Here is a 22,651-nt window from a genome sequence, read left to right as displayed (position 1 = left end):
AGGAACTTTGCCATGACCGCTACGGAACTCGTCCAGGCTTACTACACCGCCCTCAACGCCGGTGACAGCGCAGGGCTTCTCGCCGTGCTCAGCGAGGACGTCGTGCACGACATCAACCAGGGCGAGCGGCAGATGGGCAAGCGGGCGTTCGCCGCTTTCGTGGACACGAGGAACCGCTGCTACCGCGAGCGCCTGACCGACCTGGTGGTGATGCAGAACGTCGAAGGCGACCGCGCCGCCGCCGAATTCGTCGTCCATGGCGAGTACCTGGCCAGTGACGACGGCCTGCCCGCCGCCCATGGCCAAACCTACGTGCTGCCGGCCGGCGCCTTCTTCTACGTCCATTTCGGCAAGATCGCCCGGGTGAGCACGTACTTCAACCTCAACGACTGGCTCGAGCAGGTGGCCTGATCGCGCCTAGCTGCGACGGTCGAACAGGTTGGCCACCAGCCGGTCGAGCCACCCCCACAGCCGCTGCTTGGCTCGTCGCCATAGGGGGCGCGCGCGCCAGCTGGCCAGGTCGACCTCCTGGCTCTGGGCGAAGTCCCGCTCGAAGCTGGCCACCACCTGGCCGGTCAGCACCGGGTCCAAGCTTTCGATGTTGGCCTCGAGGTTGAAGCGCAGGTTCCAGTGGTCGAAGTTGCAGGAGCCGACGCTGACCCACTGATCCACCAGCACCATCTTCAGGTGCAGGAAGCACGGCTGATACTCGAAGATCTTCACCCCGGCGCGCAGCAGCCGAGGGTAGTAGCGATGGCCGGCATAGCGTACGGCTGGGTGGTCGGTGCGCGGGCCGGTCAGCAGCAGGCGTACATCGACGCCACGTTGAGCGGCGCGGCGCAGCGAGCGACGCACGCTCCAGGTGGGCAGGAAATACGGCGTGGCCAGCCAGATACGCCGCTCGCCGGTACTCAGCGCCCGCACCAACGCGCGCAGGATGTCGCGGTGCTGGCGGGCATCGGCGTAGGCCACGCGACCCAACCCCTGCCCCTCGGCGGGCTGCCGGGGCAGACGCGCCAGGCCCTCGAACCCTTCCGGAGGCCGCCAGGCGGTGCGGCCTTCGTTGGCATGCCACTGACGGTCGAACAGCACCTGCCAGTCGCTGACCACGGGGCCTTCCAGACGCACCATGACTTCATGCCAGTCGCTGGTCGGCTCGCTCGGCCGCCAGAACTCGTCGGTGACCCCGGTGCCGCCCACGACGGCCCAGCGCTGGTCGACCAGCAACAGCTTGCGGTGGTCGCGATACAGGTTGCGCACGCCACGGCGCCAGTTCAACGGGTTGTACAGGCGCAGCTCGACGCCGGCCTTGCGCAGGCGCTGGCGCAGGCTCGGGGAGAACGCCAGCGACCCGTACCCATCGAACAGGCAACGCACGCGCACGCCACGTCGGGCGGCCGTCTCCAAGGCATCGACCATGGCCTCGGCGCAGGCACCCGCCTCGACCAGGTACAGTTCCAGGTCGACCTGGTACTCGGCGCGCACGATCGCCAGGATCATCTCCGGAAAGAACGTCGGCCCATCGACCAGCAGCTCGAACTGGTTGCCGTCACGCCAGGGGAAGACCGGCCCGGCCATGTCAGCGGGCGTTGAAGATCAGTACCGCGTTGACCGGTACCGACGGGCTGATGGAGCGGATGTCGGCCAGCTTGCGCAGGGCGTCCAGCCCAGGCACCAGGCCGAAGTCCTCGGCATGCAGCAACACAGGCTCAAGGGTTACCACCTGAAAGCGTCGCTGGTCCAGACGGGTGGCCAACAGAGGCGCCTCGTAACGGTGCTGACGCCCGCGCACGGTGACGGTCAGCGGCAGACGCAGCTCGACCTGGGCACCGTTGGCCAAGTCCTGGATGGGCTGCAGGTCGATCTTCGCTTGCACCGTGACGTCGGGGTGCTGCTTGGCCTCCAGCAGGTGGTCACGGATACGCTCATCGCGCAGGGGCACCCCGCTGAACACCGAGTCGGCCTCGATACGCAGCTGGGCGGCACCGGCGTCGTCGACCTTGCCGTGCAGCACCAGGAAGCGATGCACCCATGAGGTGTCGCCATTCTGGCTGGCGATGAACGACAGCCGCGACGACTCGCCGTCCAGGTGCCAGTCGGCCTGGGCCGGCACGCTCGAGGCACACAACAGGGCAAGCAGGACACGTGACAGCTTGAGCATGGGAAACCCTTCGGAAAGAGGCTGTGAACATTAACGAGCCGTCGGGTTCCCGGCAAGCATCCACGGCGCCTCATCGTGGGCCGCCGCACGCCGAAGCAGCCTGTCCCCTTGTCACGCAAGCATCACCCGGGCGTCACGGGCCTGACACCCGGGCTTTCTAGTCTGGCGGTGCCGCCTGGTTCGACTACGCGGCCCCTTCTGACAGGCTCACGGAGACGCCCATGACCCGGACCGCTCGCTCGATTGGTAACCCTCCCCTGCCACGCCTGCGGGCCGAGCGCCTGACTGGCGGGGCCGCCTTGCGCGAGGCCCAGGCACTGCGCTTCGAGGTGTTCAGTCGCGACTTCAAGGCAACCTTCAAGGGCGCGGAGCCTGGGCTGGATCAGGATGCCTACGACGTCCACTGCCAGCACCTGGGTGTGCGCGACACCGCCAGCGGCCGGCTGGTCGCCACCACCCGCCTGCTGGACCACCGCGCGGCCTGCCGGCTTGGACGCTTCTACAGCGAGCAGGAGTTCTGCCTGCAAGGGCTGGAGCACCTGCAAGGGCCGATTCTCGAACTGGGCCGCACGTGCGTGGATCCGGCCTACCGCACCGGCGGCACCATCGCCCTGCTCTGGGCCGAACTGGCCGAGGTGCTCAACGAGGGTGGCTACCGCTACCTGATGGGCTGCGCCAGCATCTCTCTGCAGGACGGCGGCGTGCAGGCCCAGGCGATCATGCAGCGCCTGCGCGAGCGCCACCTGTGCCATGAGCACCTGCGTGCCGAGCCGCGCACGCCGCTGCCGATGAGCGAGGTGCCAGCCAACGTCATCGCCGAACTGCCGCCCTTGCTCAAGGCCTACCTGCGCCTGGGCGCCAAGGTGTGCGGGGAGCCCTGCTGGGACGAGGACTTCCAGGTGGCCGACGTGTTCATCCTGCTCAAGCGGGATCAGCTGTGTCCACGCTATGCACGCCATTTCAAGGCCGCGGTCTGATGTGGCGCTGGCGAGTGGCATTGCGCGCCTGTCGACTGCTTCCGGCACTGGGCCTGGGCGTGGCGCTGGCCTGCGCCGTGGTGGTGGGCGAACGGCTGGGCCTGCGGGTCTCGCTGCGACGGCGGCAGCGCTGGACGCGCCTGTTCATGGGGCGGCTGATGGCGGCATTGCCGTTTCAGGTCCAGGTCAGCGGCCGACTGCCGACGCGGCCCATGCTCTGGGTCAGCAACCACGTGTCATGGACCGATATCCCCGTGCTTGGCACGCTCGTCCCGCTGTCGTTCCTGTCCAAACAGGAAGTCCGCCACTGGCCGTTGGCCGGCTGGCTGGCGCACCGGGCCGGGACGCTGTTCATCCGCCGCGGGGGTCATGAGGGGACGCGCCTGCGCCAGCGGATCGCGAGCCGCTTGCAAGGGGGATGCCCGGTGCTGGTCTTTCCTGAAGGCACGACCAGCGACGGCCAGGCGCTGCGTACGTTCCATGGGCGCCTGCTGGGTGGAGCGATCGAGGCGGGCTTGCCGGTGCAGCCGGTGGCCATCGCCTACGTGCGTGACGGAAGGCGCGATACGCTGGCGCCCTTCACGGGCGACGACGACCTGCTGTCGCACGTGCTGAGGTTGCTGGCCCATCCGCCAGGGACGGTGCAGGTTCACGTGCTGGAACCGCTGGTGAGTCTGGGGCGGGAGCGCACGGCATTGGCACGCGAAGCGCAGCAGGCGATCAAAGCGGCCTTGCGCAGGCCGAGTGAGGATGAACAGGCCCAGGCTGCGCGCGGATCCGCTTTGACGGTGCCTTGAAGAGGTTTCTGCGGCCTCGGCAAGGTCTGCTTACGGCTCATCACATCGCATTGAGGCCGGCTATCACAAGCTTTTTTGGGGGGCTTGCCTGCAATGCAGGCGGCGCCTGACAGGGCCCTATCGCTGGCAAGCCAGCTCCCACCCAGATCTCGGCAGCCTGTCGGTATAGGCATGGCTGCGCGAGCCGATTGTAGGTATAGGCATAGCTGCGCAAGCAGCTTGTGGGAGCGGGCTTGCCCGCGATGGCGTCCGATCCGACACCGCCTGCATCATGGGCAAGCCCGTCCTCGAAGGGCCCGCAAGGTCCGTACACTCAAAACACTTCACTCCATGAACGCGCGCCCTTCACGCGCCGTTCTGGCGTCGATCTCCTGCACGATTCGCACCTGCTCCTCCTGTGCGAACCGTTGCAACTGCGGATAGAACGCCCGGAAATCGTCGAGCAGAACTTCGTACAGCGGCTCCAGCTCATCCATCACGCCCGCCAGGGCCTCTGGCCGCGACAGACGCCGCCCGATACCGCGAAACACCAACGCGAGCGTGTCGAACTCGGCATATGCGCCCAGCCAATCGTCCGCCGCCATGGACGGGGCGATCTGCGCCAACCGTCCAGGCAGGTCCGGCTGCGCCAGCAGGATGCGATAGAACCGGCCGGTGAACGCCGCGAGTGGGGGCTGGGCATAGGTGGACCATTCCCGCGCCAGGCAATGGTCGAAAAACACGTCCAGGACGATGCCGGCATAGCGACGGCGCGTCGTGGGAAAGCGCGCCAGTGCCGCCAGCACCTGGGGATGGCTGTCGGTATGGCTGTCGATGCGCCGATGCAGGCGTATGGCCGCCTCGAGCGCAGGCGCGAAGCGGCCCTCCAGCGGGCCTTTGACGAAGTCGCCGTACAGGCTGCCCAGGAGCTGCGACGGCTGGTCGCCGCCCAGATGCAAATGTGCCAGGTAGTTCATCCGTGCGAGTCTAGCACCGACGACGCGCCTGCCGTGATGCGCTGCACTGAACCCTCGCCTGCGCACCGTCTCGAATGCAGGACCTGCGCCCTGGCGCGCCCTGACCCGAGGTCAACCGATGACGACGCTGTTCGATCCGATCACCCTGGGCGACCTGCCCCTGCCCAACCGTATCATCATGGCACCCCTGACCCGCTGCCGCGCCAGCGAAGGCCGTGTGCCGAACGCCCTGATGGCCGAGTACTACACGCAGCGCGCCAGCGCCGGGCTGATCCTCAGCGAAGCGACCTCGGTGACGCCGATGGGCGTCGGCTATCCGGACACGCCGGGCATCTGGAGTCAGGCACAGGTCCAGGGCTGGCGCCAGGTGACCGAGGCAGTGCATGCCGCCGGCGGACGGATCTTCCTGCAACTCTGGCACGTGGGTCGCATCTCGCACCCGCGCTACCTCGACGGCCAGGCACCGGTCGCGCCCAGCGCCGTCAAACCCGAAGGTCATGTCAGCCTGGTACGTCCGATCACCGACTACCCGACGCCCCGCGCCCTGGCGACCGAGGAGATCGCCGAGATCGTCGAGGCCTTCCGGGTCGGCGCCGAGCATGCCAAGGCGGCCGGTTTCGATGGCGTGGAAATCCACGGTGCCAACGGGTACCTGCTCGATCAGTTCCTGCAGAGCAGCACCAACCAGCGCGACGACCGCTACGGCGGCAGCCTGGAAAACCGTGCGCGGTTGATGCTGGAGGTCACCGATGCGGTGATCGGCGTATGGGGCGCGCAGCGGGTCGGCATGCACCTGGCACCCCGTGCCGACGCCCATGACATGGGCGACGCCAACCGGGCCGAGACCTTCACCTACGTCGCCCGCGAGCTGGGCAAACGTGGCCTGGCCTTCCTGTGCGCCCGTGAACACGTGGCTGACGACAGCCTGGGGCCGCAGCTCAAGCACGCCTTCGGCGGCACTTACATCGCCAACGAAGGCTTCGACAAGGCCAGTGCCACGGCGGCGCTGGCCGAGGGTCGCGCCGATGCAGTGGCGTTCGGCGTACCCTTCATCGCCAACCCGGACCTGCCCGAACGCCTGGCCGCCGACGCGCCGCTCAACCCGGCTCACTCCGAGACGTTCTACGGCCAGGGGCCGGTGGGCTACACCGATTACCCCCGGCGCTGAGACGACCCCGCCTGTACAGGTCGATGCCGTGCGCTAGCGTCCGGCATTGATCTGCTGCTGCAGGTTCTGCACCTGGCTCTGCAGGGTATTGAGGTTACGGCTGACCTGGGTGCGGAAGGCATCGAACTCCTGCACCGAAGCGCCCCCGGTCGCGCTCGCGGCCGGACGGTTCTCCAGCTGCGCCTTGAGCACCAGCATGTCCTGCTGCAGATCGTTGAGTGCCGTCGTCGGGTCGCCCTGCTTCTTCAGCGCAGCCAGCTCGCCGTCCAGGCGCTTGAGCCCGTCTTCCACGGCACGTCCATCGACCTGAGCCGCCTTGAGCGCGGCCAGGTCGGTGGTGATCGACTCCACCTGCGCCTGCATGCGCGCCTGCGCCTCGCCCAAGGCAGTCTGCTGACGCTGAGATTCGGCCAGCACCTGTTCCAGGCGCTTGTCCAGATCACCGGCCTGGCCTGCCACCCCGGCTTGCTGCTTGCCTTGCTCGGCCAGCGCGGTCTGCAGCTGGCGGATCTGCAGCTTCAGGGCTTCGGTGTCGGTGCTGACACTGGAGTCGCGGGCCTCGACACGACCACTGATGACGTTCAACCGCCCCGCTGCGTCCTCGCTGATGCGTGCGAAGCTTTCCTGGGTGGCGACCAGTTGCTGCTCGAGCAGGGCGATCTGCTGGGCGCTCCACCAGCCCAGCCCGGCCAGGGCGATGCACGCCGCGCCCAGCAGCGCCCACAGCGGCCCGGTGCTGGCCGTTCGCGGCGGGCGCGGATGGCCATGGGCAGCGCGCAACGGGGCGTCGTCACGGGCGCCGACATGCAGCGCGGGAACATCATCGGGATCGTCGTGGGTATCGTTACGCATCTGAAGCTTCACCGCAGGGGCCACCAAAAGAAGGGCCAGTATACCGTCCAGGACGGTGTTCGGCAGCGCGTCTACTGGCCGCCCTGCCCCTTCCACCAGGTGCAGAATTCATCCAGGGCCGCCCACAGGCTGACCTGGGGACGGTAATCGAGCCGCTGGCGTGCCTGGCTGATGTCCAGGGTGAAATCCTGGCTCAACGCCTGCACCTCGTGACGCGATTGGCTGGGTTGTGGACGTCCTGGCCAGGCGCGGCAGGCGACTTCGCTCAGGGCGCCAAGACCATAGGCCAGCCCAGGATCGCAGTAACGCGTCACCGGCGGCATCCCCATCTGGCGCATGACGTAGTTGACCACGTCCCACAGCGGCAGCGGCTGGCCGTTGCTGAGGTTGTAGACCTGGCCCAGCGCCTGCTCCTCGGCGAAGACCGCGGCCAGCAACGCCTCGTTGAGGTTGTGCACGCTGGTGAAATCGACGCGGTTCAGGCCATTGCCGATGATCGCCAGGCGGCGCTTGCGATGGCGCTGCATCAGGTGCGGGAAGAACCCGGCATCACCAGCCCCCGTCACCCGATGGGGGCGCACGGCCAGCGTCTCGAGGCCGAACTCCTGGGCCCCGAAGACCTTCTGCTCGGCGAGGAACCGGGTCAGCGCCTGGGGCCCGCGCAGACGACGCGGCATCGGCTCTTCGGGGATCTCGATGCGATGCTGACCGGTGCCGTATACCGCTGAAGACGAGACATACACCAGGCGCCGGACATGTTCCTTGAGGCTGCCTTCGACGATGTTCTCGGTGGTCACCACATTGGCGTGATGAAGTGCCTGATAACCGCCCCATTGCCCCTGCATGCCCGCGCAGTGCACCACGACATCGACGCCCTGGCACACGCGCCGTGCCAGGCGTGCATCGCCCAGGTCGCCCGGCATGAAGTGCGCACCGCGCTTGACCAGGTGCTCGACCCCCTCGGCACGCCGGCCGTTGACGCGGACATCGAGGCCCTGCTCGAGCGCGAAGCGGGCGAAGCGACCGCCTATGAAGCCACTCGCACCGGTGACCAGAATTCGCATGTTTGACCTCGCCTTGCCAGATTCCAGATGCAACAGACGCCCGCCGGGCCTACAACGGCACCAGCCAGTGCGCCGCCGCCTGTCGCAGGTGTTCGGTCAGTTGGCCGAGCAGCATCCCGCCATTGCGCCAATGATGCCAGTACAACGGCACGTCGATGGGGGTGTCCGGGCAGATCTCCACCAATTGGCCCGTCTCCAGATGAGCCAGGATCTGGCATTCGGGCACCATGCCCCAGCCCAGGCCCGCTTCGGTCATGCGCAGAAAGCCTTCGGCCGAGGGGCACAGGTGGTGGACGAACCCGCCTTCCAGGCCCAGCGAGGCCAGGTAGCGGTGCTGAAGAAAGTCGTCCGGCCCGAACACGATGGCCGGCAATCGGCTCAGCCGTGCCTTGTCGAACCCGCTTGGGAAGTGGCGTGTCATGAAGGCCGGGCTCGCCACCGCCCGGTAGCGCATGGCGCCCAGCGGCAGGCAGCGTGCACCGGCCACAGGCCGTTCGCTGCCACACAGACAGGCGGCGACTTCGCCGGCCTTCATGCGTCGCAACCCCACGTCCTGGTCTTCGACCACCAGCTCCAGCAACAGAGACTGGGCAGCGCAGAAGGGCCCGACCGCGCCTGCCCACCAGGTCGCCAGGCTGTCGGCGTTGAGGGCGATGCGCATCCGTTCCGGCATGCCCTCGGCATCCAGCGCCGGGACTTGGCGCTGCAGGTCGCGTTCCAGCAATCGCACCTGTTGGACATGGTTGAGCAGTTGACGGCCCACGTCGGTGGGCTGGGGTGGCGTCGCCCGCACCAGTACCGGCTGCCCGACACGCGCCTCGAGCAGCTTGACCCGCTGTGACACGGCCGACTGCGACAGCCCCAGCACCTGCGCGGCACGCTCGAACCCGCCCTGCTCGATGACCGCCGCCAGGGCGGCCAGCAACTTGTAGTCGAACATCGTTTTCTCTAATGCCAGATCAGCGTTATTTGTTTTTCTTATACCGCGTCTGCCGCCAGAATGCTCGCATCCATCTCGACAAATCGCGCTGTCCATCAGGACCAGCGCCAGGGGAGCGTTTCTCTCATGTGGCAAAGTTATCTCAACGGGCTGTTGGTCTCCCTCGGCCTGATCATGGCCATCGGCACCCAGAATGCGTTCGTGCTGGCCCAGAGCCTGCGCCGCGAACACCATCTGCCGGTGGCCGCACTGTGTGTGGTGTGCGATGCGCTGCTGGTGAGCGCCGGCGTCTTCGGCCTGGCCACGGTACTGGCCGACAGCCCGACGTTGCTGGCCGTGGCTCGCTGGGGCGGTGCGGCGTTCCTGGTGTGGTACGGCAGCAAGGCACTGCTGCGCGCCTGCAGCCGGCAGAGCCTCGAGCAGCAACAGGGGCTGGGGCTGCGTTCGCGTCGGGCGGTGTTGCTCAGCGCCCTGGCGGTGACCCTGCTCAACCCGCATGTGTACATCGACACCGTCCTGCTGATCGGCTCGCTCGGTGCCCAGCAGCCCGTGCCAGGCGCCTACGTGGCCGGCGCCGCCAGCGCGTCGCTGGTGTGGTTCTTCACCCTGGCCCTGGCCGCCGCCTGGCTGGCCCCTTGGCTGGCCCGCCCGACCACCTGGCGCCTGGTCGATCTCATGGTCGCGGTCATGATGTTCGCGGTGGCGGTGCAGTTGGTGGTGGGGTGAGCGGCAAGCTTCGAGCTTCAAGCTTCAAGCTTCAAGCTTCAAGCTGACGGTAGTGCGGCTCGTCAGGCGTTGGCAGGATGTTGAGGCAACGCTGACGCTCTGGCTTGCAGCTTGCGGCTTGCAGCTTGTTGCTCCCCAAATGCTATGATCCGGCCCCGCGTCGCAAAGAGTACAAACTCGCCGACGCGTTGAAGGCCGCCCGTGATCGGCCTTGCGTCCCCTCGCAAACAGACCTGAACAGGAGAACGACCATGGCTTTTGAATTGCCGCCGCTGCCGTACGCCCACGATGCCCTGCAGCCGCACATCTCCAAGGAAACCCTGGAGTATCACCACGACAAGCACCACAACACCTACGTCGTGAACCTGAACAACCTGATCCCAGGTACCGAATTCGAAGGCAAGAGCCTGGAAGAGATCGTCAAGACCTCTTCGGGTGGTGTGTTCAACAACGCCGCGCAGGTCTGGAACCACACCTTCTACTGGAACTGCCTGTCGCCCAACGGCGGCGGCGAGCCGACCGGTGCGCTGGCCGAGGCCATCACTCAGGCGTTCGGTTCCTTCGAGAAATTCAAGGAAGAGTTCAGCAAGACCTCCATCGGCACCTTCGGTTCCGGCTGGGGCTGGCTGGTGAAGAAGGCCGACGGTTCCCTGGCCCTGGCCAGCACCATCGGTGCCGGCAACCCGCTGACCAATGGCGACACCCCGCTGTTGACCTGCGATGTCTGGGAGCACGCCTACTACATCGACTACCGCAACGTACGTCCGAAGTACGTCGAAGCGTTCTGGAACCTGGTGAACTGGGACTTCGTCGCCGAGCAGTTCGAAGGCACGCCCTTCACCGCCTGATCCCGACGTTTCCTGAGCCCGGCGCGTGCCGTGATGCCGTTCGATCCCGAACGTCGTCGCGGCAACCGCCGGGCTTTTTTCATTCCAAAGTGCGCTGGGACAACTTGCCGCGCGCGTATGGCACGCTAACATCAATCCGTGGACGCGATGACGCGCTCATGCTGCGCCGGACAGCGGTCGATAACGTCCTCAGGACGACGCCGCGCCCCACGACACGAACCTCGCTGCCCAAGCAGCCATCGGTGGATAGTGCGCGAGCCACTTTAATGGCAGTATGCCGTCACGCGCATGGATGAAGGACACCTCCGTTGAAGCTGGAATTCAAGAACAGCTTGTCGGTCAAGCTGCTGAGGGTCGTGTTGCTGTCGGCGCTGGCGGTAGGCGTCGTCCTCAGCTGCGCGCAAATCGTCTTCGATGCCTACAAGACGCGTCAGGCCGTGGCCACCGATGGCCAGCGTATTCTCGACATGTTCCGCGACCCCTCGACCCAGGCGGTCTACAGTCTGGACCGGGAAATGGGCATGCAGGTGATGGAAGGCCTGTTCCAGGACGAGTCGGTGCGCATGGCCTCGATCGGCCACCCCAACGAAACCATGCTGGCGGACAAGGTCCGGCCGATGAAGGAAACACCCACGCGCTGGCTCACCGATCCGATCCTGGGCAGCGAGCGCAGCTTCACCACGCAACTGGTGGGCCGTGGTGCCTACAGCGAATACTATGGCGACCTGAACATCACCCTGGACACCGCCAGCTACGGCGAGGGCTTTCTGGTCAACGCGGTGATCATCTTCGTGTCCGGCGTGCTGCGTGCACTGGCCATGGGTCTGGTCCTGTACCTGGTGTACCACTGGCTGCTGACCAAGCCGCTGTCGAAGATCATCGAACACCTGACGCACATCAACCCCGATCGCCCCAGCCAGTACCAGATCCCACCGCTCAAGGGCAACGAGAAGAACGAGCTGGGCCTGTGGGTCGACACGGCCAACCAGTTGCTGGCCTCCATCGAGCGCAACACGCACCTGCGTCACGAGGCCGAAAGCAGCCTGCAGCGCATGGCCCAGTACGATTTCCTCACTGGCCTGCCCAATCGTCAGCAACTGCAACAGCAACTGGACATGATCCTGGACGACGCCGGACGTTTGCAGCGGCGCGTGGCGGTGCTGTGCTTCGGGCTCGACGACTTCAAGGGCATCAACGAACAGTTCAACTACCAGGCCGGCGATCAGTTGCTGCTGGCCCTGGCCGATCGCCTGCGCGCCCACAGCGGCCGGCTGGGTGCATTGGCGCGGCTGGGCGGCGACCAGTTCGCCCTGGTCCAGGCCAACATCGAGCAACCCTACGAGGCTGCCGAACTGGCGCAGACCATTCTCGACGACCTGGAGGCGCCCTTCTTCATCGACCAGCAACGGATTCGTCTGCGCGCCACCATCGGCATCACCCTGTTCCCGGAAGACGGTGACAGCACCGAGAAACTGCTGCAGAAAGCCGAACAGACCATGACCCTGGCCAAGGCGCGCTCGCGCAACCGCTACCAGTTCTACGTCGCCAGCGTGGACAGCGAGATCCGTCGCCGACGCGAGCTGGAAAAAGACCTGCGCGAAGCCCTGGCGCACGACCAGTTCTACCTGGTCTACCAACCGCAGATCAGCTACCGCGACAAGCGTGTGGTCGGGGTCGAGGCCTTGCTGCGCTGGCAGCATCCACGCCTGGGGCTGGTCCCGCCCGACCAGTTCATCCCGCTGGCCGAACAGAATGGCTGCATCGTCGCCATCGGCGAATGGATTCTCGATCAGGCCTGCCGGCAGTTGCGCGAGTGGCACGATCAAGGCTTCGGCGAGCTGCGCATGGCGGTCAACCTGTCGACCGTCCAGCTGCACCACAACGAACTGCCGCGGGTGGTCAACAACCTGCTGCAGGTCTATCGACTGCCGCCCGGCAGCCTGGAACTGGAAGTCACCGAGACCAGCCTGATGGAGGACATCAGCACGGCGGCGCAGCACCTGCTGAGCCTGCGCCGCTCCGGGGCGCTGATCGCCATCGACGACTTCGGCACCGGCTACTCGTCCCTCAGCTACCTGAAGTCACTGCCCCTGGACAAGATCAAGATCGACAAGAGCTTCGTCCAGGACCTGATGGACGACGACGACGATGCGACCATCGTGCGGGCGATCATCCAGCTGGGCAAGAGCCTGGGCATGCAGGTGATCGCCGAGGGCGTGGAGACCGCCGAGCAGGAGGCCTACATCATTGCCCAGGGCTGCCACGAGGGTCAGGGCTACCACTACAGCAAGCCCCTGCCAGCGCGGGAGTTGACGCACTTCATCCGACACACCCAGTTGGCGCAGGTCTCGGCGATCTGATGCCGGCGCCGGGCCTGGATCGACGACGCGCCCTGTAACGACCCTCACCTTCGAGATTTGCGCCAACCCCTTTACATAAAATGCAAATCTTTCGCATTATGTGCCGGTTTCGCGTGCCGCTGGCACCCAGTCCCATTCCCTTGACGCAGGAAACACCGACCATGATCCGTATGCCCCTGGCCTCCGCCAGCCTGTTGGCCATCGCCATCGCCCTCGCCGGGTGCGGCGAGAAGGATGACAAGACTGCCGCGCCGAATGCTCAGGCACCCGCTGCCGCCAGCGCCCCTGCTGCGGCCCCGGGCGCTGTCGATGAAGCGGCCGGCAAGGCCGTGGTCAAGCACTACGCCGAACTGGCCTACGTCATCTATGGCGATTCGCTGAGCACCGCCAAGGCCCTGCAAAGCGCGGTCGACGCGTTCCTGGCCAAGCCGGACGACCAGACCCTCAAGGCCGCCCGGGACGCCTGGATCGCCGCACGCATTCCTTACCTGCAAACCGAGGCCTTCCGCTTCGGCAACACCATCATCGACGACTGGGAAGGCCAGGTGAACGCCTGGCCTCTGGACGAAGGCCTGATCGACTACGTCGACAGCAGCTACGAACATGCCCTGGGCAACCCGGCCGCCAGCGCCAACATCATCGCCAACACCGAGATTCAGGTGGGTGAAGAGAAGGTCGACGTCAAGGACATCACGCCCGAGAAACTCGCCAGCCTCAACGAACTGGCCGGTTCGGAAGCCAACGTCGCCACGGGCTACCACGCCATCGAATTCCTGCTCTGGGGCCAGGACCTCAACGGCACCGGTCCAGGGGCCGGCAATCGCCCTGCGTCCGACTACCTGGAAGGCGAAGGCGCCACGGGCGGCCACAACGATCGTCGCCGCGCCTACCTCAAGGCGGTCACCGACCTGCTGGTCAGCGACCTGGAAGAAATGGTCGCCAACTGGGCGCCGAACGTCACCGACAACTACCGCGCCACGCTGGAAGGCGAGTCGGTCAACGATGGCCTGCGCAAGATGCTGTTCGGCATGGGCAGCCTGTCGCTGGGCGAGCTGGCCGGCGAGCGCATGAAGGTGTCCCTGGAGGCCAACTCGCCGGAAGACGAGCAGGACTGCTTCAGCGACTACACCCACTTCGCACACTTCTACGACGCCAAAGGCATCCGCAACATCTACCTGGGCGAGTACACCCGTGCCGACGGCACCCAGCTGACCGGTCCGAGCCTGTCGTCGCTGGTGGCCAAGGCCGACCCGGCCACCGACACGGCACTCAAGGCCGACCTGGCAGCCACCGAAGCGAAGATCCAGGTCATGGTCGACCACGCGCTCAAAGGCGAGCACTACGACCAGCTGATCGCGCCGGACAACGCGGCGGGCAACCAGATCGTACGTGACGCCATCGCGGCGCTGGTCAAGCAGACCGGCACCATCGAGCAGGCGGCAGGCAAGCTGGGCATCTCCAACCTGAGCCCGGATACCGCTGATCACGAGTTCTGATCGGCCGCCGGCCTGGGGCGTCGTCGACGGCGCCTCAGGCCGCCCCCTCCCCCGCGGCGGGCACCTGACTAACGTCGATTTCATCCGGCAAACGCAAATCCCTCTTATTCATACCTCGCCAGCCTGCTAAGCTTGCACCCCCTGTTTTTCGCTCGAGCCCTCCAGGATTGTCGATGTCCTCGCCGCTGATCCGTCTCTCGCCCTTGCTGCTGCTCTGTGCGCTGACCGCCTGTGATGACGCGCCGCGTTTCACCCAGGCCGAGCCAGGCGAAGCCTTGTCGGGCGGCGCCACGACCGTGCAGCGACAGGATCGCCAGGCGTTTTCCCTGCCCTCGGCCAACCTGACCCCGGAGCGCCGGCTGGACTTCAGCGTCGGCAACAGCTTCTTTCGCAGCCCCTGGGTGATCGCCCCTTCCACCACCACCGCGCGCGACGGCCTGGGCCCGCTGTTCAACACCAATGCCTGCCAGAACTGCCATGTGCGCGACGGCCGGGGCCATCCACCGGAGCCCGGCGCGCGCAATGCCGTGTCGATGCTGGTGCGCCTGTCGATCCCCGACCAGCCCGCCTACCTTCGGGAAATCGAGCGCCTCGGCGTCGTTCCCGAGCCCACCTACGGCACGCAACTGCAGGACATGGCCGTACCCGGTGTCGCGCCGGAGGGCAAGGTGCGGGTCGACTACAGCGCCGAGCCGGTCAGCTTTGCGGACGGCTACACGGTCGAGCTGCGCCGGCCCCATGTGCGCATCACCCAGTTGGGTTACGGCCCGATGCACCCTGATACGCGCCTGTCGGCACGGGTCGCGCCGCCAATGATCGGGCTCGGCCTGCTCGAAGCCATCCCTGAAGCGGCGATCCTGGCCCATGCCGACCCCGACGACCGCGATGGCGATGGTATCCGCGGGCGCCCGAATCAGGTCTGGGACCAGGCGCGACAGGAGACAGTCCTGGGGCGCTTTGGTTGGAAGGCCGGGCAACCCAACGTCAATCAGCAGAACGCCCATGCGTTCGCGGGTGATATGGGGCTGACCACGACCCTGCTGCCCCATGACGACTGCACTCCGGCCCAGGTCGACTGCCAACATGCCCCCAATGGCAACGGCGCCGATGGCGAGCAGGAGGTCAGCGACAACATCCTGCGCCTGGTGACGTTCTATACACGCAACCTTGCCGTCCCGGCACGCCGCGATGTCGATGCGCCCCGGGTGCTGGCCGGCAAACGCCTGTTCCACGAAGCCGGCTGCCAGGCCTGCCACACCCCCACCTTCACCACGGCGGCCGACGGCGTCGAGCCCGAACTGGCCAACCAGGTCATCCACCCCTACAGTGACCTGCTGCTGCACGACATGGGCCCGGGGCTGGCGGACGGCCGCAGCGAGTTTGAGGCGAGCGGCCAGCACTGGCGCACGCCACCGCTGTGGGGCGTCGGCCTGACCCAGGCGGTGAGCGGTCACACGCAACTGCTGCACGACGGGCGTGCCCGCAACCTGCTCGAAGCAGTGCTCTGGCACGGCGGCGAAGCGCAGGCGGCCCGTGACCACGTACTGACTTTCGACGCCGAGCAGCGTGCCGCGCTGCTGGCTTTTCTGAACTCACTCTAAGCGCAAAGGACCCGGGCATGTTCCGACCCAAACTGTTGTTCACCAGCCTCGCCGCACTCGCCCTGGGCGCCTGCGCACCGCAGGACCCGCAAGCCGTGACCTCGGCGGCCATCGCCAAGCAGGTGATCCTGCCGACCTACAGCCGTTGGGTCGAAGCCGACCGGCAACTGGCCGCCAGCGCCCTGGCCTTCTGCGAAGGCAAGGAAACCCTGGACGCGGCACGTGGCGACTTCCTGGCCGCGCAGAAGGCCTGGGCCGAGCTGCAGCCGCTGCTGGTCGGCCCCCTGGCCGAGGGCAACCGCGCCTGGCAGGTGCAGTTCTGGCCGGACAAGAAGAACCTGGTCGGTCGCCAGGTCGAGCAGCTGGTCAACGGCGACAAGCCCGTCGACGCCCAGACCCTGGGCAAATCCAGCGTCGTGGTGCGCGGCCTGTCGGCCTACGAGTACATCCTCTTCGACAGCAAGCCGGACATCGCCTCCGCCGAACAGAAGGCCCGCTACTGCCCGTTGCTGGTCGCCATCGGCGAGCACCAGAAGGCGCTGGCCGAAGAGATCCTCAAAGGCTGGAACACCACCGACGGCATGCTCTCGCAGATGACCAAATTCCCCAACCAGCGCTACGCCGATTCCCATGAGGCGATCGCCGACGTGCTGCGCGCCCAGGTCACCGCCCTCGACACCCTGAAGAAGAAACTCGGCGCGCCGATGGGCCGCCAGAGCAAGGGCTTCGTCCAGCCGCTGCAGGCCGAGGCCTGGCGCAGCCATGCATCGATGAAGAGCCTCGAAGCCAGCCTGAAGGCGGCGCAAGCCTTGTGGGTGGGTGTCGACAACAAGGGTCTGCGCGGTCTGCTGGGCAAGGAACACGCGGCCCTGGCCGACAAGATCGACGACGCCTACGCCACCTCGCTCAAGCTGCTGGCCGACAATCAGAAAACCTTGGGCGAGCTGCTGGCCGACGATGCCGGCAAGCAAACGCTCGACCAGATCTACGACAGCCTCAACGTCGTCCACCGCCTGCATGAAGGCGAGCTGGCCAAGGCGTTGAACATCCAACTGGGCTTCAACGCCAACGACGGTGACTGATCATGCTGCGAGACCAGGCCAAGCGGTTCGGTAGTACTTTGCTCGACGTCCTGAAATTGCGTGGCTGGACGCTGCGCCGTGACACGACTGCCGGTCAGCTCCTGCTGTCGGCGCGCGACGATGCCGACGGCAGGCATTATGCGGTCGCCTACCGACTCGATGGCCGCCAGGTGTTCGCTACCGAGGTGGGACAGCGCTGCCACGCCATCATCGATCACCCGAGGCTGCCGGTGGCGTTGTTCGTCGCCCGTCGCCCCGGCACCGAGAGCTACCTGATCGATGTGCGTGACGGACGCCTGCTGCAAACCCTCACGTCTCGGCCGAACCGGCACTTCTACGGGCATGCGGTGATTCATCGCGACGGCGAGTGGTTGTACACCACCGAAAACGACACGTCCGATCCAGGTCGCGGCGTGCTGGGGGTGTACCGGTTCGACGGTGAGCGCCTGGTCCACACGGGCGAGCTGTCGACCCACGGCATCGGGCCCCATGAAGTGTCCTGGTTGCCAGATGGCGAAACGCTGGTCGTGGCCAATGGCGGCATTCGCACCGAAGCGGAAAGCCGTGTGGAGATGAACCTCGACGCGATGGAGCCCAGCCTGGTGCTGATGCGGCGCGACGGCAGCCTGATCAGCAAGGAGACCTTGTCGCAACCCATGAACAGCGTTCGCCACCTGGCGATCGGCGGCGACGGCACCATCGTGGCCTGCCAGCAGTTCATGGGCGATGCCGACGAGACCGCCGAGCTGCTGGCGATCAAGCGTCCGGGCCAGCCGTTCCAGCCGTTCCCGGTGGCGGAGACGCAACTGCGTTCGATGGCGCAGTACACCGCCAGCGTGGCCATCCATGACGAGCTGCGCCTGGTGGCGCTGACCGCACCGCGTGCCAATCGGTTGTTCGTCTGGGGCCTGGACGATGGCCAGGTACGCCTGGATGCACCCATGCCGGACTGCGCCGGGGTGGGGGCGGTGAAGGACGGGTTCGTGGTGACCTCGGGGCAAGGCCGGTGCCGTTACTACGATTGCCGTACACCGGCACCGATCGGCCAGCCCCTGCAGATGCCATCGGGCTTCTGGGACAACCACCTGCATCTGGTCTAACGGCGGGCAGTGAACACGGGGCCTGCCCAGGTCCCGTCTGTCCTGCCGAGGGCCAGGGGCTAGCCCCCGGCGCGCAATCCCTGGCGCATGCCGAACAAGAACAGCAGCAGGTCCTGATCCGGCTCGGCGGCGATGTGGACCTTGGCTTCGCGGGGCACCAGGCACTGCGGTGTGCTCAGCACCTGCGGTCGAGGCTCGTGCCAGGCCGCGGCGGCTGCCGTGGTGACCACCAACGCGGCCACCAGAAACAAAGCTCGTGCTATTTCTAGTTTCATTACCCTAACCCTTTGATAGCGCTGCCAAACGCTTCTCGATAAAAGTAGAGCAGCTTTTGCCATTCTGCTTCGGTGAGTGACGAATGGCGCTTCAGCTGACGCAGGTCGTTGCCTGCTGCACGCTGACGGCTCAGCCGCGTGCGGCTTTTCTCCAGGTCCAGCAACGCCACCTCCACCGTGGCCTGGGCGCCCTCGCCTGTCACGCGGACGAACACATGCTTGCCGTAGAGGCAGCCGTGTTGCCGGTGCCCCTGGTGCAGACGCGCCAGGTTCACGGCCAGCTCCCGGAGCATGGCGTCGTGCACGGCCTGTTCGTATTGCTGACGTGCACCCTGGGCATGCCAGGTATCGAGGTCGACGAAGCCCTCGAGGGCCTTGCTCACCAACAGCGCCCGCCACTGCCGTTCGACGTCGCGCTCCACGCCGCAGAACACGATGTCCGGCACCCGCACGCCCAGGGCCTGGCAACTGCGCAGGGCGTCGAGTTCGCGCAGCACCGTGGGGCGCCCGAACGGGTGCAGCAGGGTACGGTACACATGGCCGATCTGACGCTTGGCATACAGCGTCTGCCCCTGTTCGTCGCGCAGGCGCTGTACACCGCTCTCGCCGCCACGACGCTGGTTGGGCTCCTCGACCCATTCGCCCTGCTGTTGCCAGTAGAACTCGAACTGTCGGGATGCCCCGTGGGCTACTGCCATCGTCACTACCTCTTTCTCAATAGATAAACGCGCCACATCGCATAGAACGGCAGAAAGTCCAGACGCTCCTGGATGGCGAAGCCAGCGGCAGCGAACTCCGCCTCGACCACCTTGGCAGGCAGCACATAGCGGTTCTGATACCGGTCGTCCTGGCGGTCGGCCTGGCGCCGCGCTTCGAGCCGCTTGCGCCGCCACGCCTTGAAATTGCCATCCACCCACAGCGACAGGATCACGCTGTCGCGACTGACGCGCTTGAATTCTTGCAACAAGGCCCGCCGGTGTGCGGCCTGGCCTACATGGTGAAACAACCGCATGCAGAAGATGCTGTCGACGGCATTGTCCGGCAGGTCCAGGGCGAACGCGGACGTCTGCAACGGTTTGACCCGGGCCACCACCTCGGGCGGCTGGGCGGCGCACGCGGTGTCCAGCATGGCCGCCGAATAGTCGGCGCCAATGATCACACGGTTGGGCTTCTCGGCCAGCAGCGGCCAGAAGCGTCCGGCCCCGCTGGGGACGTCGAGCACCAGCCCAGGATCGCCTGCCAAGGCCAGGGCGCGCCTGGCCATCTGCTCGTCACGCTGGTGCGAGAGCTTGCGGGCCAGGCTGTCCTGATGCTTGTGCAGGTAGGTCTGGGCGTGTTCCCAATCGTATTTTTCGGAAAACTCAAGCTTGATGGGGTCGTGCATCGCGCATCTCCGGAGAAGGTGCGCCACCTTAAGCAGGCGAACGTTGGCATCCGGTCACCTCGATGTGAAAAAACCGTCGGTGCTTTCGGGCTGCTCCAACGGTTCACGACGGGTCATCTTCGGGGGACACGGTCACCGGCACGGTGCCCACAGTCTTGCCGGGCGCCAGGCTGACCTGGAAGCGACAGCCATGGGGCAACGTCGTCGTCAGCGTCACCTGCCAGCCCTGGTCGTCGCAGATCCGCTGGACCAGCGACAGCCCCAGGCCCAGCCCTTCCCCCCGGCGCTCGTCACCGCGCACGAAGGGCCGGAACATGGCTTCGCGCTGCTCTTCGGGAATGCCCACGCCACTGTCTTCGACGCTGAAGCCGTCGGTTTCCAGGGTCAGGCGAATGTAGCCATGGTCGGTGTAGTGCGCGGCATTGCGCAGCAGGTTGCCCATCACCGATTGCAGGAAGGTCGCGTTGTAGAGCACCGAACCGGCATGGGCGCGGCCCTCGTAGTGCAGGGTCAGGCCTTTCTGCTCGATGGTGTCGCGCCAGACGCCGATCAGGTCGTCCGCCACTTCCCGCAACGACGCGCGGGAGGCCACCGCGCCTTCATCGCGCTGGGCCCTGGCCAGCATCAGGAAAGTCTTAACCAGCTCGCGCATCTCCTCGGTGGCCCGGGCGATCCGCTCGACCTGGTTGCGGGCACGGCTGTCCAGTGCGGGGTTCTCTTGCAGCAGTTCACAGGAGGTGGCCAGCACCATCAGCGGCGTGCGCAGTTCGTGGCTGACGTCGCTGGTGAACAACCGCTCGCGCGTCAGTGCATCGCGCAGACGCCCCAGGGTGTCGTCGAAGGCCACGGCCAGCTGCCCCACCTCGTCGGCGGCGTAGTCCGGCGCCAGGGGCGGTGCCAGGCCCAGCAGCTGGTCGCGGTGGCGCACCTGGCGCGCCAGGCGGATGACCGGCGCCATGACCCGTCGCGCCAGCACCCAGCCCAGGAACGTCGCCAGCGCCAGGCTCAGCACGAAGCCGACCACCACCACAGCGAACAGCACCCGCTCGCGCTCTTCGAAGTCGCTCTGGTCCTGCAGCAGCACGTAGTGGCGGCCGTCGACGATCTCGACCATGGCGTGATAGGAGAGCTGGTCGCGGAACACTTCGTGGAAACCGGGCGTCAGGTGATGCAGGTCCTTGGGCAAGGCGAAGTCGTCACGGCCATCGCTGAAATAGAACAGCTGGTCCGGGCGCGGCCGGTGGCTCCAGTCGCTGATGCTGTCCATGCGCAACAGCCGCTGCAGGTCGCCACCGAGCACCGCCGAGATCAGCCGTTCCTCGACCAAGTGCACGGTGGCGACGATGCCGAAGGCGAAGGCGCCGGCGACCAGGGCGCTCATCAAGGCGAAGGCGATGATGATGCGCTGGGCAAGGCTCTGTCTAAACTCCATCACGACCCTCGGCGAGGCGATAGCCGACGCCATGGACGGTGTGCAGCAGCGGGCGGTCGAACGGTTTGTCGATGACCTGGCGCAGCTGGTGCACGTGGCTGCGCAGGCTGTCGCTGTCCGGGCAGTCGTCGCCCCACAGGGTTTCTTCCAGGACCTCGCGGCGCAGCACGTGCGGGCTCTTCTGCATCAGCACCGCCAGCAGCTTGAGACCGACCGGGTTGAGCTTGAGCGGCCGGCCCTCGCGGCTGACCTCCAGCGTGTCCAGGTCGTAGGTGAGGTCGGCGACCTGCAGTACACGTCGTCCACCACCCTGGGCGCGACGCAGGACCGCCTCGATGCGCGCGGCCAGCTCCGACAGCGCGAAGGGCTTGAGCAGGTAGTCGTCGGCACCGGAACGGAAGCCCTGCAGGCGGTCGTCGAGCTGGTCGCGGGCGGTGAGCATGATCACCGGCGTGTCACGCCGTGCATCCTCGCGCAGGCGCTTGCACAGGGTGTAGCCGTCGATCCCCGGCAGCATGATGTCGAGCACGATCAGGTCGTAATGCTCCGTGGCCGCCAGATGCAGCCCGGACAGGCCGTCCTGGGCGCAGTCGACGGTGTAACCCTTCATGCCGAGGTAGTCGGCCAGGTTGGCGAGAATGTCGCGGTTGTCTTCAACCAATAAGATGCGCATCGGGTCTCCTGTGCGGCGCTCGTGGGTCTGCGCGGCAGGCGCAGCTTACGGGCATCACGGGAAGGGCTTCAAGCTGCATGGACAGAAAGCCTTGCGAGAGACGCATGAGGAGGCCGAAGCGCGTGCCCCGCTACCGACTCATCGACTCAGTTTCTCCAGGGCTGCATCGGCCAGAAAGGAGGAGCGACTTTTGACATTATGGTCGCGTACGTACTGATCGATTCGTTGAATAACCATTCCTGGCAGTGTGACGTTGACCTTTTCGGTCTTGCCCAAGTACGGCGCGATGTCGATGTCCAACAGGCCCCAACCCATGTCCGCCCACTCAGGATCGTTCCGATGGACAGACGCATCGGAGAGCATGGGTATGGCCCGACCAGAAGCTGCAATGTCCTCCAGCATCATATGGGCCACCTCAACCGCCGCCGCATACGCTTCTTCGAACGTATCTCCTGCCGTCACCGCTCCCGGAATATCAGGAACCTGAATACCGATGGCGGTGTGTTCGTCGCCCCACTCGATGCAGATGGGGTATCTCATGGTTGCCTCCTAAGCGCTTGCAAGCCTGGAACCTGATTACTTTAAACCTGCCCGAGACCTGATGCTTTTCACGGCAACCGTTGGTAAAGAAATGGAATCACATAAAAAAATCCGGCATCAGAAGACTGATGCCGGATTTTTGAGGGGCTCACCTGCGTAGTCGAACTCGTACAGACGCTGCTACAGGGTGTGACCCATGGGGGTCATGCAGGCCGGTCG

The 22,651-nt window shown here is 66.1% G+C and carries 23 protein-coding genes; 11 read left to right on the top strand and 12 right to left on the bottom strand.

Annotation, left to right across the window (positions count from 1 at the left end; genetic code table 11):
- The first annotated feature begins 12 nt into the window (after positions 1–12).
- Positions 13–411, top strand: coding sequence for an isopropylmalate/homocitrate/citramalate synthase (locus tag APT63_04290; GenBank protein ID AMA44897.1), 399 nt, complete (start codon positions 13–15; stop codon positions 409–411).
- A gap of 6 nt (positions 412–417) precedes the next feature.
- Here APT63_04290 and APT63_04285 read toward each other — a convergent pair whose 3' ends face one another.
- Entirely contained in the window at positions 418–1,578 is a 1,161-nt protein-coding gene (locus APT63_04285) for a cardiolipin synthase B (GenBank protein AMA44896.1), read from the bottom strand.
- A gap of 1 nt (position 1,579) precedes the next feature.
- Complete coding sequence (locus APT63_04280) at positions 1,580–2,161, bottom strand: hypothetical protein (protein AMA44895.1); 582 nt, start codon at positions 2,159–2,161, stop codon at positions 1,580–1,582.
- Positions 2,162–2,382: 221 nt separating this feature from the next.
- On the opposite strand from APT63_04280, the gene APT63_04275 reads away from it, so the two are divergent.
- Entirely contained in the window at positions 2,383–3,138 is a 756-nt protein-coding gene (locus APT63_04275) for a hemolysin (protein ID AMA44894.1), read from the top strand.
- Positions 3,138–3,935 carry a glycerol acyltransferase gene (locus APT63_04270; GenBank protein ID AMA44893.1) on the top strand — a complete coding sequence of 266 codons (798 nt, stop codon included), beginning with the start codon at positions 3,138–3,140 and terminating at the stop codon, positions 3,933–3,935. The genes APT63_04275 and APT63_04270 overlap by 1 nt, the downstream gene beginning before the upstream one ends.
- Before the next feature lie 323 nt (positions 3,936–4,258).
- Here APT63_04270 and APT63_04265 read toward each other — a convergent pair whose 3' ends face one another.
- Positions 4,259–4,891, bottom strand: a complete 633-nt coding sequence (locus APT63_04265; GenBank protein ID AMA44892.1) for an ACP phosphodiesterase — start codon at positions 4,889–4,891, stop codon at positions 4,259–4,261.
- Between the two features lie 118 nt (positions 4,892–5,009).
- Between APT63_04265 and APT63_04260 the strand changes: the two genes are divergently transcribed.
- Positions 5,010–6,059 carry an alkene reductase gene (locus APT63_04260; GenBank protein ID AMA44891.1) on the top strand — a complete coding sequence of 350 codons (1,050 nt, stop codon included), beginning with the start codon at positions 5,010–5,012 and terminating at the stop codon, positions 6,057–6,059.
- A gap of 33 nt (positions 6,060–6,092) precedes the next feature.
- Here the strand turns inward: APT63_04260 and APT63_04255 are convergent, their stop codons facing one another.
- From APT63_04255 to APT63_04245, 3 genes are all read right to left on the bottom strand, one after another.
- Positions 6,093–6,911, bottom strand: coding sequence for an ATPase (locus APT63_04255; protein AMA47788.1), 819 nt, complete (start codon positions 6,909–6,911; stop codon positions 6,093–6,095).
- 71 nt (positions 6,912–6,982) lie between these two features.
- Positions 6,983–7,975 carry a 3-beta hydroxysteroid dehydrogenase gene (locus APT63_04250; protein AMA44890.1) on the bottom strand — a complete coding sequence of 331 codons (993 nt, stop codon included), beginning with the start codon at positions 7,973–7,975 and terminating at the stop codon, positions 6,983–6,985.
- Positions 7,976–8,024: 49 nt separating this feature from the next.
- Positions 8,025–8,915 carry a LysR family transcriptional regulator gene (locus APT63_04245; protein ID AMA44889.1) on the bottom strand — a complete coding sequence of 297 codons (891 nt, stop codon included), beginning with the start codon at positions 8,913–8,915 and terminating at the stop codon, positions 8,025–8,027.
- A 126-nt stretch (positions 8,916–9,041) separates the two neighbouring features.
- Between APT63_04245 and APT63_04240 the strand changes: the two genes are divergently transcribed.
- The 7 genes from APT63_04240 (at position 9,042) to APT63_04210 (ending at position 18,128) form a co-directional block, all read left to right on the top strand.
- Entirely contained in the window at positions 9,042–9,641 is a 600-nt protein-coding gene (locus tag APT63_04240; GenBank protein AMA44888.1) for a lysine transporter LysE, read from the top strand.
- Between the two features lie 251 nt (positions 9,642–9,892).
- Complete coding sequence (locus APT63_04235) at positions 9,893–10,489, top strand: superoxide dismutase (protein AMA44887.1); 597 nt, start codon at positions 9,893–9,895, stop codon at positions 10,487–10,489.
- A gap of 308 nt (positions 10,490–10,797) precedes the next feature.
- Complete coding sequence (locus APT63_04230; GenBank protein AMA44886.1) at positions 10,798–12,849, top strand: diguanylate cyclase; 2,052 nt, start codon at positions 10,798–10,800, stop codon at positions 12,847–12,849.
- 161 nt (positions 12,850–13,010) lie between these two features.
- Positions 13,011–14,345: a peptidase gene (locus APT63_04225; GenBank protein ID AMA44885.1), complete on the top strand. Its 1,335-nt coding sequence runs from the start codon at positions 13,011–13,013 to the stop codon at positions 14,343–14,345.
- Between the two features lie 173 nt (positions 14,346–14,518).
- Positions 14,519–15,946 (top strand): thiol oxidoreductase, encoded by a 1,428-nt coding sequence (locus APT63_04220; protein ID AMA44884.1) that lies wholly within the window; start codon positions 14,519–14,521, stop codon positions 15,944–15,946.
- A 17-nt stretch (positions 15,947–15,963) separates the two neighbouring features.
- Positions 15,964–17,028, top strand: a complete 1,065-nt coding sequence (locus APT63_04215) for an imelysin (GenBank protein ID AMA44883.1) — start codon at positions 15,964–15,966, stop codon at positions 17,026–17,028.
- 2 nt (positions 17,029–17,030) lie between these two features.
- The gene (locus APT63_04210; protein ID AMA44882.1) at positions 17,031–18,128 is read left to right on the top strand and encodes a hypothetical protein; all 1,098 of its coding nucleotides are present in this window, start codon (positions 17,031–17,033) and stop codon (positions 18,126–18,128) included.
- Positions 18,129–18,187: 59 nt separating this feature from the next.
- Here APT63_04210 and APT63_04205 read toward each other — a convergent pair whose 3' ends face one another.
- The 6 genes from APT63_04205 to APT63_04180 all read right to left on the bottom strand — a co-directional run bounded on the left by APT63_04205 (position 18,188) and on the right by APT63_04180 (position 22,432).
- Complete coding sequence (locus tag APT63_04205; GenBank protein ID AMA44881.1) at positions 18,188–18,403, bottom strand: hypothetical protein; 216 nt, start codon at positions 18,401–18,403, stop codon at positions 18,188–18,190.
- Positions 18,403–19,101, bottom strand: coding sequence for an InaA protein (locus APT63_04200; protein ID AMA44880.1), 699 nt, complete (start codon positions 19,099–19,101; stop codon positions 18,403–18,405). Before APT63_04200 ends, APT63_04205 begins: the two co-directional genes overlap by 1 nt.
- 5 nt (positions 19,102–19,106) lie before the next feature.
- Positions 19,107–19,787, bottom strand: a complete 681-nt coding sequence (locus tag APT63_04195; protein AMA44879.1) for an SAM-dependent methyltransferase — start codon at positions 19,785–19,787, stop codon at positions 19,107–19,109.
- 103 nt (positions 19,788–19,890) lie between these two features.
- Positions 19,891–21,219, bottom strand: coding sequence for a histidine kinase (locus APT63_04190; protein AMA44878.1), 1,329 nt, complete (start codon positions 21,217–21,219; stop codon positions 19,891–19,893).
- Positions 21,209–21,892 carry an XRE family transcriptional regulator gene (locus tag APT63_04185; GenBank protein AMA44877.1) on the bottom strand — a complete coding sequence of 228 codons (684 nt, stop codon included), beginning with the start codon at positions 21,890–21,892 and terminating at the stop codon, positions 21,209–21,211. The genes APT63_04190 and APT63_04185 overlap by 11 nt, the downstream gene beginning before the upstream one ends.
- Before the next feature lie 138 nt (positions 21,893–22,030).
- A complete protein-coding gene (locus APT63_04180; GenBank protein AMA44876.1) occupies positions 22,031–22,432 on the bottom strand; it encodes a CopG family transcriptional regulator in 402 nt (133 codons plus the stop codon).
- Between the last annotated feature and the right edge of the window lie 219 nt (positions 22,433–22,651).

It is taken from the genome of Pseudomonas monteilii, assembly GCA_001534745.1.
In the GTDB taxonomy this organism is placed as follows: domain Bacteria; phylum Pseudomonadota; class Gammaproteobacteria; order Pseudomonadales; family Pseudomonadaceae; genus Aquipseudomonas; species Aquipseudomonas alabamensis.
Note: the sequence above shows the minus strand (reverse complement) of the source record. Positions and strands in the feature narration are given on the sequence as shown.